Source organism: Pseudomonas sp. NPDC087612, assembly GCF_044743505.1.
In the GTDB taxonomy this organism is placed as follows: domain Bacteria; phylum Pseudomonadota; class Gammaproteobacteria; order Pseudomonadales; family Pseudomonadaceae; genus Aquipseudomonas.
On sequence record NZ_JBIUWO010000014.1, the window covers coordinates 113381 to 123848 of the forward strand.

The 10468-nt window shown below is 62.8% G+C and carries 7 protein-coding genes; 2 read left to right on the forward strand and 5 right to left on the reverse strand.

Annotation, left to right across the window (positions count from 1 at the left end; translation table 11 throughout):
• Positions 1 to 9 precede the first annotated feature (9 nt).
• Both creD and ACIOVF_RS25395 read left to right on the forward strand, forming a co-directional pair.
• Positions 10 to 1344 (forward strand): cell envelope integrity protein CreD, encoded by a 1335-nt coding sequence (creD, locus tag ACIOVF_RS25390; protein WP_045199151.1) that lies wholly within the window; start codon positions 10 to 12, stop codon positions 1342 to 1344.
• Positions 1341 to 1589: a hypothetical protein gene (locus ACIOVF_RS25395; protein WP_401293380.1), complete on the forward strand. Its 249-nt coding sequence runs from the start codon at positions 1341 to 1343 to the stop codon at positions 1587 to 1589. The genes creD and ACIOVF_RS25395 overlap by 4 nt, the downstream gene beginning before the upstream one ends.
• On the opposite strand, the gene ACIOVF_RS25400 is transcribed toward ACIOVF_RS25395, so the two are convergent.
• From ACIOVF_RS25400 to aceE, 5 genes are all read right to left on the reverse strand, one after another.
• Entirely contained in the window at positions 1582 to 2214 is a 633-nt protein-coding gene (locus ACIOVF_RS25400; RefSeq protein ID WP_401293382.1) for a glutathione S-transferase, read from the reverse strand. The genes ACIOVF_RS25395 and ACIOVF_RS25400 overlap by 8 nt on opposite strands.
• A gap of 9 nt (positions 2215 to 2223) precedes the next feature.
• Positions 2224 to 2892 (reverse strand): peptide-methionine (S)-S-oxide reductase MsrA, encoded by a 669-nt coding sequence (gene msrA / locus ACIOVF_RS25405; protein WP_093378790.1) that lies wholly within the window; start codon positions 2890 to 2892, stop codon positions 2224 to 2226.
• Between the two features lie 131 nt (positions 2893 to 3023).
• Positions 3024 to 5717, reverse strand: coding sequence for a bifunctional diguanylate cyclase/phosphodiesterase (locus tag ACIOVF_RS25410; RefSeq protein WP_045199157.1), 2694 nt, complete (start codon positions 5715 to 5717; stop codon positions 3024 to 3026).
• Positions 5718 to 6014: 297 nt separating this feature from the next.
• The gene (gene aceF / locus ACIOVF_RS25415; RefSeq protein WP_093378794.1) at positions 6015 to 7646 is read right to left on the reverse strand and encodes a dihydrolipoyllysine-residue acetyltransferase; all 1632 of its coding nucleotides are present in this window, start codon (positions 7644 to 7646) and stop codon (positions 6015 to 6017) included.
• A gap of 13 nt (positions 7647 to 7659) precedes the next feature.
• A complete protein-coding gene (gene aceE, locus ACIOVF_RS25420) occupies positions 7660 to 10305 on the reverse strand; it encodes a pyruvate dehydrogenase (acetyl-transferring), homodimeric type (protein ID WP_401293387.1) in 2646 nt (881 codons plus the stop codon).
• Positions 10306 to 10468: the final 163 nt, after the last annotated feature.

Genomic DNA, 10468 nt, shown 5'->3' on the forward strand with positions numbered 1-10468 from the left:
GTCCTGTCCATGCACCGCAAACTGAGTTACAAACTGGCCGTGATCGGCTTTCTGATCGTATTGCTGCTGATCCCGTTGTTCATGATCGGCGGCTTGATCCAGGACCGTCAGTACCAACGCGATCGCGTGGTGCGCGACATTGCCGAAAGCTCAAGCTTCGCCCAGCAGATTACCGGGCCGATGCTGGTGGTGCCGTACCGCAAGATTGAACGGCGCTGGAAGACCGAAGAGGGCAAGAGCTTCCAGGAAATCAGCCAGGTCAACGGTCATTTGTATTTCCTCCCGGAAACCTTCGACCTCAACGCCAGCATCGACACCGAGCTGCGTTCGCGCGGTATCTACGAAGCGCGCCTGTTTCACGCCAATAGCCACATCAACGGCCATTTCGAGATCCCGGCCAACTGGGGCATTACCGAGGACTTCGAGGATTACCGCTTCGAACCTGCGTTCCTGGTCGTCGGTATCAGTGACATCCGCGGCATCGAAAAAGGCCTGCAACTGCAGCTCAACGACCAGCGCCTGGACTTTGCCGCCGGCACCAAGCTGGGCTGGATGAGTGGTGGTGTGCACGCACTGTTGCCCGGTGTCGATGGCAAGGTCGCCAGCGTGCTCAACTATGCCTTCGACCTCAGCCTGCAAGGCACCGAGCAGCTGCAGGTGGTGCCGGTAGGGCGTAGCACCAGCGTGGCCATGGCCGCCAACTGGCCGCATCCGAGCTTTGACGGCAACTACCTGCCGGTCAGCCGCAAGATCGATGCCGGTGGTTTCTCGGCGCGCTGGCAGACCTCGTTCTTCTCCACCAACCTCGAAGACGCCCTGACCCAGTGTGTGGTCAATGACAAGTGCAATGCCTTCAACGGTCGCGCTTTCGGGGTCAGCTTCATCGACCCGGTGGACCAGTACCTCAAGAGCGAGCGGGCGATCAAATATGCGCTGCTGTTCATCGCCCTGACCTTCGCCGGCTTCTTCCTCTTCGAAGTGCTCAAGGGCCTGAGCGTGCACCCGATCCAGTACGGCCTGGTGGGCGTGGCCCTGGCATTCTTCTATCTGCTGTTGCTGTCGTTGTCCGAACACCTGGGCTTTGCCATGGCCTATGCCTTGTCGGCGAGCGGCTGTGTGTTGCTGATCGGCTTCTACCTGTGCCACGTGCTGCACAGCGTGTTGCGCGGCATGGGCTTTGCCCTGGGCCTGGCGATGCTCTACGGCATGCTTTACGGTCTGCTGACGGCCGAGGATTACGCCTTGCTGATGGGTTCGCTGCTGCTGTTCGCGCTGCTGGGTGTGTTCATGGTCCTGACCCGTCGCCTGGACTGGTACGGGGTTGGCCAGGTGAAGCTGTCGTGAGCGGCTTGCGCGAGGAGAGGGTATTGGGGGCAGTGCTGGCGACCCACATCGCCGGCCTGTGGACCGCAGAGGTGATTGTCGGCGCCGGCCTGGCCGGGGATGAGATCGCGGTTGTGTCGGACAATGCGCGGCGCCTGCATCGCTGGCAAAGCCAGCTCCCACACAGTCAGCGGTACACCGATGCACTGTGGGAGCCGGCCTTGCCGGCGATGGGCGGCAAGGCCGCCCCGGGCAATCTCAGCTAACGGAAGGGTCAGTCGCCCGCATCGATTCACGCAGGCATACCTGCGCATACCACCCCGCCAGTTGCGGCTGTTGTTCACGCCAGCCGAAGTCGGGGAAGCGCAGGTCGAGGTAACCCAGGGCGCAGGCCACACCGATGGCGGCGATGTCGAAGCCTGAGGCAAGGTCGGCGAAATGCTGCTGCTCAAGGTTGCTCAGGCCACGACGGATCTTGTCCTGCTGCGCCTCGATCCAGCTGTCCCATTGCTTGTCCTTGGGCCGCAGGAAGGTTTCGTAACGGGTCAGCACCGCGGCATCCATGATCGCATCGGCCAGCGACGCCAGGGTCAGGCGATGCCAGCGCGGCCAGCCGTCACGGGGGATCAGCGGGTTGCCGACATGCTGCAGGTCGAGGTATTCGCAGATCACCCGGCTGTCGTGCAGCACGCTGCCGTCAGCCAGGCGCAGGGCCGGGATCTTGCCGGCCGGGTTGCCCTGGTTGAGCTCGGCCACCGGATCGACCGGGGTGAGGTTGACGGTCTGCAGCGCCACCCGGTCGGTTTGCCCGGTTTCGTGCAGCACCACCAGGACCTTGCGCACGAACGGCGAGGCCGGCGAATGGAACAGGGTCATGCTCGGTGCGGACATGTCGATCCCTCAGTTGCCTTGCAGGCTCGGTGGCAGGCAGACACCGGTACCGCCGATGCCGCAGTAGCCGTCGGGGTTCTTGGCCAGGTACTGCTGGTGGTAGGCCTCGGCAAAGTACACGGTCGGCGCCTGCTCGATCTCGGTGGTGATCTCGCCGAAACCGGCTTTGCTCAGTTCGGCCTGGTAGGCCTGCTTGCTGGCCAGTGCCTCGTCCAGTTGCTGGGGGCTGGTGCAGTAAATTACCGAGCGGTACTGGGTGCCGATGTCGTTGCCCTGGCGCATGCCCTGGGTCGGGTTGTGCAGCTCCCAGAACATCGCCAGCAGCTCTTGGTAGCTGACCTTGTCCTTGTCGAACACCACCAGCACCACTTCGGTGTGGCCGGTCAGGCCCGAGCAGACTTCTTCGTAGGTCGGGTTGGGAGTGAAACCGCCGGCATAGCCGACCACGGTGCTGACCACGCCTTCACGCTGCCAGAAGCGCCGCTCGGCCCCCCAGAAGCAGCCCAGGCCAAAGATTGCGAAGTCGATGGCGCCTTCGAAGAACGGGCCGAGCAGCGGGGTGTCCTTGAAGACAAAATGCTTCTCGGGCAGGGTCATCGGGGTTTCGCGGCCAGGCAAGGCCTGTTCGGCAGTGGGCAGGACGTTTTTGTTCACCAGAATCTCCGAGCGCAGGACCATGATCGTTCCTCTGCTGATTGGGGTAGGCAAGGCTGGTCCCATCGCGGGTCGAGCCCGCTCCCACTGTGGGAGCGGGCTTGACCCGCGATGGGACCCGAATGAACCTATATTGCCCGAGACAAACGCCGCTGTCAGGCGATAGGGCCACGCGGATAGCGTTTGAGTTTGGTGATCAGCTCGCTGCCCGGAATCGGCCGGTCGAACAGGTAGCCCTGGCCGACATCGCAGCGGTGGCGACGCAGGAAGGCCAGCTGCTCGGCGGTCTCGATGCCTTCGGCCACCACCTTGAGCTTGAGATTGTGGGCCATGGCCACCACCGCCGAGGTAATCTCCATGTCGTCCTGGTTGTCGGGGATTTCGTGGATGAAGCTGCGATCGATCTTGATGATGTCGATCGGGAATTTCTTCAGGTAGCTCAACGACGAATAGCCGGTGCCAAAGTCGTCCATGGCCAGGGTCAGGCCCAGTTGCTTGAGCTGGTCCAGCTGGCGGTGAGTGTCTTCGGTGGCTTCCAGCAGCAGGCCCTCGGTCAGCTCCAGCTCCAGCAGGTGCGGGGGCAGGGCTTCTTCCTTGAGGATATTGGCGATCGAGGCGACCAGGTCCGGGTCGGAAAACTGCTTGGGCGAGAGGTTGATCGCCACCTGCAGGTTGCCCAGGCCCTCCAGGCGCAGCGTCTGGCTCATGCGGCAGGCCTGGCGGGCGATCCACTTGCCGATGGGGATGATCAGCCCGGTCTCTTCGGCGACGCTGATGAACTGGTCGGGGCGAATCATGCCCTTTTCCGGGTGGTTCCAGCGCAGCAGCGCTTCCAGGCCCAGCAGGCGGCCGCTGCGCAGGCACAGCTTGGGCTGGTAGAACACGTCCAGCTCGTTCTGGGTCAGGGCGCGGCGCAGGTTGTTCTCGACGAACAGCTTGTAGCTGGCCTCGGCATTGAGCGCTTCGGTGAACACCTGGACCTGGTGCTTGCCGTTGGCTTTGGCCTTGTGCAGGGCAAGGCCTGCGTTCTTCATCAGCGTCTGCGGGTCGCGCCCGTGCAGCGGCGCGCAGGCCAGGCCCACGGAGCCGGTGACGTTGATCAGCTGGTTGTCGACGAACATCGGTTTGTCGAGGGTGCGCAGCAGTTGCTGGGCCACCTGCTGGCCGCTTTCAAGGTCGGTGTCTTCGAGCAGCACGGCGAATTCGTTACTGGCAAAGCGCGCCAGACTGCCGCCGGGGCTCAGGCTGTTGCGCAGGCGCCGGGCCAGGCTGATCAGCAGCTTGTCGCCGGTCTGGTGGCCGAGGCTGTCGTTGATCCGCTTGAAGTTGTCGATGTCCACCAGCAGCAGGCTGATCGGGCTGTCGCTGTCACGGGCGAAGCGCTCGTCGAGGTTGCGGATGAACGCCGGGCGGTTGCCCAGGCTGGTCAGGTTGTCGGTGTAGGCCAGGCGCTCGATGCGCTGCTGGGCCAGCTTGCTCTGGGTGATGTCTTCGTAGATGCCGATATAGTGGGTCAGTTCGCGATTGTCGCCGAACACCTTGGAAATCGACAGCTGGCCCCAGTAGGGCTCGAGGTTCTTGCGCCGGCTCTTGAACTCGCCTTGCCAGCTGTTGCCCATGGCCAGGCTCGACGGCGCGTCGAACAGCAGCTCGCTGAGGTTTTCCAGCGCCGGCAGCTCCGACAGGCGGTGGCCGTGGACTTCATCGGTGCTGTACTGGGTGATGGCGGTAAAGCTTGGGTTGACGTACTCGACCACACCGTCGCGGTTGACCAGTAAGAAGGCGTTGGCGCTTTGCTCGACGGCGCGCTGGAACAGGTGCAGGGCATTGGTCGCGGTGCGCCGGTTGTGGTTGTTGATGACCTGGGCGAACTGGTCGGCCAGCTCACCGGCGAAGGCGATTTCATCGGTTTGCCAGGCCCGCGCCGAGCCGGTCTGCTCCAGGCACAGCACCCCGACCACCTGGCCATCGATGCGGATACTGGCATCGAGCATGGCGTTGATATCGCGTGGGCGCAGGCTCTCGGCCATGTCGCGGGTACGCGGGTCGTGGGTGGCGTTGTGGGCGTCGATGGCGCGGCTGGTGTGCAGCGCTTCAAGGTAGTCGGGAAAGCGGCTGGCGTCGATGGGCTCGGGCAGGCGGTATTCCTGGGTCGAACGGTAAAACGCCGAAATCGGCTGCAGTTGCTGCTCTTCCAGGTACCAGATGCTTGCGCAGTCGATCTTGTAGATCTCGCAGGCACTGCGGGTGATCAGCTCGGCGGCTTCGAGCAGCGAGTTGCTGGCGCTGTAGCGATGGCGCGCCAGGTGCAGGATCAGGTCCTGCTGGGCGCGCACCCGCTCCAGGTGCTCGAGCTGTTCCTGCTGGGCGCGCTGGTTGAGCTGCAGGGCGATCTGCAGGCGACTGTTGCGGGTCTCGAGGTCGGCGGCCGACAGGTCCGGGGTATCTCCCGGCTGGCTGTCGAGGACCATCAGGTAACCGCGCAGCAGCTGGCGGTTGTGCTGCTTGTAGGCCTCGCCCAGCTCCAGCAGGTGCAGCGGGCCCTGGCCGGTGTGCAGGGTGTAGCGCACCAGGTAATGCGGGCGCTGGGCCAGTTGCAGCTGGATGGCGTCGTGCAGTTTGTAGCGCGCTTCGGGCTCCATCAGGCTGGCGTAGGGCGAGCCGACCAGGGCGCAGAGTTCGACGGCGGCCAGGCCAAATTGCCGTTCGCAACCAGGGTCCAGATAGAGCAGCGCCCAGCTCGCCTCGTTCAGCCGCTCGAAACGCAGCATCCCGAGCCGCGAGGGCACGGGCAACTGCGTCACGACCTCGGCCACCATACGGCTGGCGGCATCAGGTTGGCTTTTCATCGAGAGCTCGCTTCAAGAAGGCTGTTCGCGCAAATAGAGCAATCTGCTACTACGCGTGTCGGCAAGGTTGCATCATGCGCTTGAGGCTGACAAGCGATACAGAGACCTCCGTACTAACTGTGTCGGCATTGGCGTAGGAATCTTAAGTCGGACACAGCGCATCGCGGGCTCAGCCCACTTCCACAGGACCTTTCCAGCAGATAAAAAAAGCCCCGCCAAAATGACGGGGTTGAGGTACGAGCGTGGCAGCTCGAAAAGGGAGCCTGTCTCCCCGGCAGGGGAGACAGGAAACAGCAATTACAACAGCATGGTGCGGATGTCGGTCAGCAGGTCGCCCAGGCGCTTGGTGAAGCGCGCAGCAGCAGCACCGTTGATCACGCGGTGATCGTAGGACAGCGACAGCGGCAGCATCAGCTTCGGCTGGAAGGCTTTACCGTCCCAGACTGGCTGGATGGTTGCCTTGGAGACACCGAGGATCGCCACTTCCGGCGCGTTGACGATCGGCGTAAAGCCGGTGCCGCCAATGTGGCCGAGGCTGGAAATGGTGAAGCAGGCGCCTTGCATGTCGTCGGCCGAAAGCTTCTTGGTCCGGGCTTTTTCTGCCAGGGCCGCCGCTTCGCCAGCCAGTTGCAGCAGGCTCTTCTGGTCGACGTTCTTGATCACAGGGACCAGCAGGCCGTCCGGGGTATCCACCGCGAAGCCGACGTTGACGTACTTCTTGCGGATGATCGCCTTGCCGCTAGGGGCCAGCGAGCTGTTGAAGTCCGGCAGTTCCTTGAGCAGGTGCGCGCACGCCTTGAGCAGCAGTGGCAGCACGGTCAGCTTGACGCCAGCCTTCTCGGCCACGGCCTTCTGGGCTACGCGGAAAGCTTCCAGCTCGGTGATGTCGGCGCTGTCGAACTGGGTCACGTGTGGCACGTTCAGCCAGCTGCGGTGCAGGTTGGTGGCGCCAACTTGCATCAGGCGGGTCATCGGCACTTCTTCGATTTCGCCGAAGCGGCTGAAATCGACTTCCGGGATCGGCGGGATGCCAGCACCACCGGTGGCACCGGCGGCGGGAGCTTCCTTGGCCTTCTGCATCATGGCCTTGACGTAAACCTGCACGTCTTCTTTGAGCACACGACCGTGCGGGCCGCTGGCGGCAACCGCGCTCAGTTCGACGCCGAACTCACGGGCCAGCTGACGCACGGCAGGGCCGGCGTGAACCTTGGCACCGCTTGGTGCAGGGGCAGCGGCAGGCGCCGCTGCGGCCTCGGCTTTGGCAGCCGGAGCAGGTGCAGCAGCAGGTGCGGCTTCAGCCTTGGCGGCCGGGGCAGCAGCGGCAGGCGCTGGCGCCGGGGCAGCAGCGCCCTGGACCTTGAGCTTGAGGATGAAGTCGCCAGTGCCGACTTCGTCTTCAAGCTTGACGCCGATGCTTTCCACCACGCCGGCAGCCGGCGACGGGATTTCCATCGAGGCTTTGTCCGATTCCAGGGTGATCAGCGACTGGTCGGCTTCGACGCTGTCGCCGACCTTGACCAGCAGCTCGATGATCTTGGCCTTGCCCGAGGAGCCGATGTCCGGAACATGAATGTCCTGGACGGTTGCGGCAGCCGGTGCCGCGGCCGGGGCCGCCGGGGCCGGGGCAGCAGCAGGTTTTTCTTCGCCAGCAGGCGCTGCGGCAGGGGCGGCAGCCGCTGGGGCCGCAGCAGCGGCGCCCTCGACTTCCAGCTCCAGCAGTTCGTCGCCTTCTTTCAGACGGTCGCCCAGCTTGACCTTCAGGCTCTTGACCACGCCGGCCTTGGGAGCAGGGATTTCCATGCTCGCCTTGTCCGATTCCAGGGTCAGGATGCTCTGGTCGGCTTCAATACGGTCGCCAACTTTGACGAACAGCTCGATGACTTCACCTTCACCGCTGCCGATGTCAGGTACGCGAATGAGTTCGCTCACTTAAAAATACTCCTCAGCAGTCCAGTGGGTTGCGTTTGTCCGGGTCGATGCCGAACTTGGTGATGGCTTCAGCCACGACCTTCGGTTCGATATCGCCACGGTCAGCCAAGGCTTCCAGGGCAGCCAGCACCACGAAGTGGCGGTCGACTTCGAAGAAGTGACGCAGCTTCTTGCGGCTGTCGCTGCGACCGAAGCCATCGGTACCCAGGACTTTGAACTCTTTGCTCGGAACCCACTGGCGAATCTGTTCGGCGAACAGCTTCATGTAGTCGGTGGAGGCAATGACCGGGCCCTTACGGCCAGCCAGGCACTCTTCGACGTAGGTAACCTGAGGTTTCTGACCAGGCTTGAGGCGGTTGCTGCGCTCTACGGCCAGGCCGTCGCGACGCAGTTCGTTGAAGCTGGTAACGCTCCAGACGTCGGCGCCAATGTTGAACTCTTCACGCAGGATCTTCGCCGCTTCGCGAACTTCACGCAGGATGGTGCCGGAGCCCAGCAACTGAACGTGGTGCGCTGCTTCGCGGGTGTCTTCCTCGAGCAGGTACATGCCCTTGATGATGCCTTCCTCGACACCGGCCGGGATGGCTGGCTGCTGGTAGGACTCGTTCATCACGGTGATGTAGTAGAAGACGTCCTGTTGCTCTTCGGTCATCTTCTTCATGCCGTCCTGGATGATCACCGCCAGCTCGTAGCCGTAGGTCGGATCATAGGTGCGGCAGTTCGGGATGGTCGCGGCCAGCATGTGGCTGTGACCGTCTTCGTGCTGCAGGCCTTCACCGTTGAGGGTGGTACGGCCGGCGGTACCGCCGATCAGGAAGCCACGGGTGCGGCTGTCGCCAGCGGCCCAGGCCAGGTCGCCGATACGCTGGAAGCCGAACATCGAGTAGAAGATGTAGAACGGCAGCATCGGCTGGTTGTGGTTCGAGTACGAAGTACCGGCAGCGATGAAGGAGGACATGGCGCCTGCTTCGTTGATGCCTTCTTCGAGGATCTGGCCCTTTTTGTCTTCGCGGTAGAACATCACCTGGTCTTTATCGACTGGCTCGTAGAGCTGGCCGACGGACGAGTAGATGCCCAGCTGGCGGAACATGCCTTCCATACCGAAGGTACGGGCTTCGTCCGGGATGATCGGGACGATGCGCTGGCCGATTTCCTTGTCCTTGACCAGTTGCGCGAGGATCCGCACGAAGGCCATGGTGGTGGAGATTTCACGGTCGCCCGAGCCGTCGAGGATCGCCTTCAGGGTTTCCAGTGGCGGGGTCGGGATGCTGAAGCTCTTGGCGCGGCGCTGCGGCACGAAGCCACCCAGGGCGCTGCGGCGCTCGGCCAGGTAACGGGCTTCGGCGCTGCCTTCTTCAGGCTTGAAGAACGGCAGGTTTTCCAGCTCTTCGTCCTTGACCGGGATGTCGAAACGATCGCGGAAGTGACGCAGGCTGTCGACGTCGACCTTCTTGGTGTTGTGCGCGGTGTTCTTGGCTTCGCCAGCACCGGTGCCGTAACCCTTGATGGTCTTGGCCAGGATGACGGTCGGTTGCTCTTTGTGGTTGACCGCCTGGTGGTAGGCCGCATAGACCTTGTACGGGTCGTGGCCGCCACGGTTGAGCTTCCAGATCTCGTCGTCGGACAGGTCGGCGACCATGGCCTTGAGTTCTGGGGTGTTGAAGAAGTGCTCACGGACGAACGCGCCGTCCTTGGCCTTGTAGTTCTGGTACTCGCCGTCGATGACTTCGTCCATGCGACGCTGCAGGATACCGTCGACGTCCTTGGCCAGCAGTGGGTCCCAGAAACGGCCCCAGACCACTTTGTTGACGTTCCAGCCACCGCCACGGAACACGCCTTCGAGTTCCTGGATGATCTTGCCGTTGCCGCGAACCGGGCCGTCGAGGCGCTGCAGGTTGCAGTTGATGACGAAGATCAGGTTGTCGAGCTTCTCGCGGCCAGCCAGGGAGATTGCGCCCAGGGATTCCGGCTCGTCGCACTCGCCGTCGCCCATGAAGCACCAGACTTTCTGCTTGCCTGCAGGGATGTAGCCGCGGCTTTCCAGGTACTTCATGAAGCGTGCCTGGTAGATCGCCTGGATCGGGCCCAGACCCATGGAAACGGTCGGGAACTGCCAGAAGTCAGGCATCAGCCATGGGTGCGGGTACGAAGACAGGCCCTTGCCATCGACTTCCTGGCGGAAGTTGTTCATCTGGTCTTCGCTGATGCGGCCTTCCATGAAGGCGCGGGCGTAGACGCCAGGCGAGGCGTGGCCCTGGAAGAAGATCAGGTCGCCGCCGTGTTCTTCGGTCGGAGCCTGGAAGAAGTAGTTGAAGCCGATGTCGTACAGGGTGGCACTGGAGGCGAAGCTCGAAATGTGGCCGCCCAGGTCCGAGTCTTTCAGGTTGGTGCGCATCACCATGGCCAGCGCGTTCCAACGGACCAACGAGCGAATGCGGCGTTCCATGAACAGGTCGCCAGGCATGCGTGCTTCGTGGGTAACGGGGATGGTGTTGCGGTATGGCGTGGTGATGGCATATGGCAGCTGAGAGCCACTACGGGTGGCCAGCTCGCCCATACGGGTCATCAGGTAGTGAGCGCGGTCTTCGCCTTCTTTGTCGAGAACCGACTCCAGGGCGTCCAGCCATTCCTGGGTTTCGACGGGATCGAGGTCTTGCATGGCTTGCTCCAGGGCGGAAAGGCTTCCAGAATCGGTTGCCTGAGTTTGCGACTGGCCTTTTGGGCAGACGACATAAAATTCTTGGATTACCGGAGAGTGTACCGGCGTTGTGTAGTTTTACTACAAATGAATCACCATTTCATGCTTTTGAAGTGATCGGGCA

Bases quoted from the DNA above. Each gene is read 5' to 3' on its own strand.
- creD (WP_045199151.1), top strand. From the start codon at position 10: ATGCACCGCAAACTGAGTTACAAACTGGCCGTGATCGGCTTTCTGATC.
- ACIOVF_RS25400 (WP_401293382.1), bottom strand. From the start codon at position 2,214: ATGTCCGCACCGAGCATGACCCTGTTCCATTCGCCGGCCTCGCCGTTC.
- msrA (WP_093378790.1), bottom strand. From the start codon at position 2,892: ATGGTCCTGCGCTCGGAGATTCTGGTGAACAAAAACGTCCTGCCCACT.
- ACIOVF_RS25410 (WP_045199157.1), bottom strand. From the start codon at position 5,717: ATGAAAAGCCAACCTGATGCCGCCAGCCGTATGGTGGCCGAGGTCGTG.
- aceE (WP_401293387.1), bottom strand. From the start codon at position 10,305: ATGCAAGACCTCGATCCCGTCGAAACCCAGGAATGGCTGGACGCCCTG.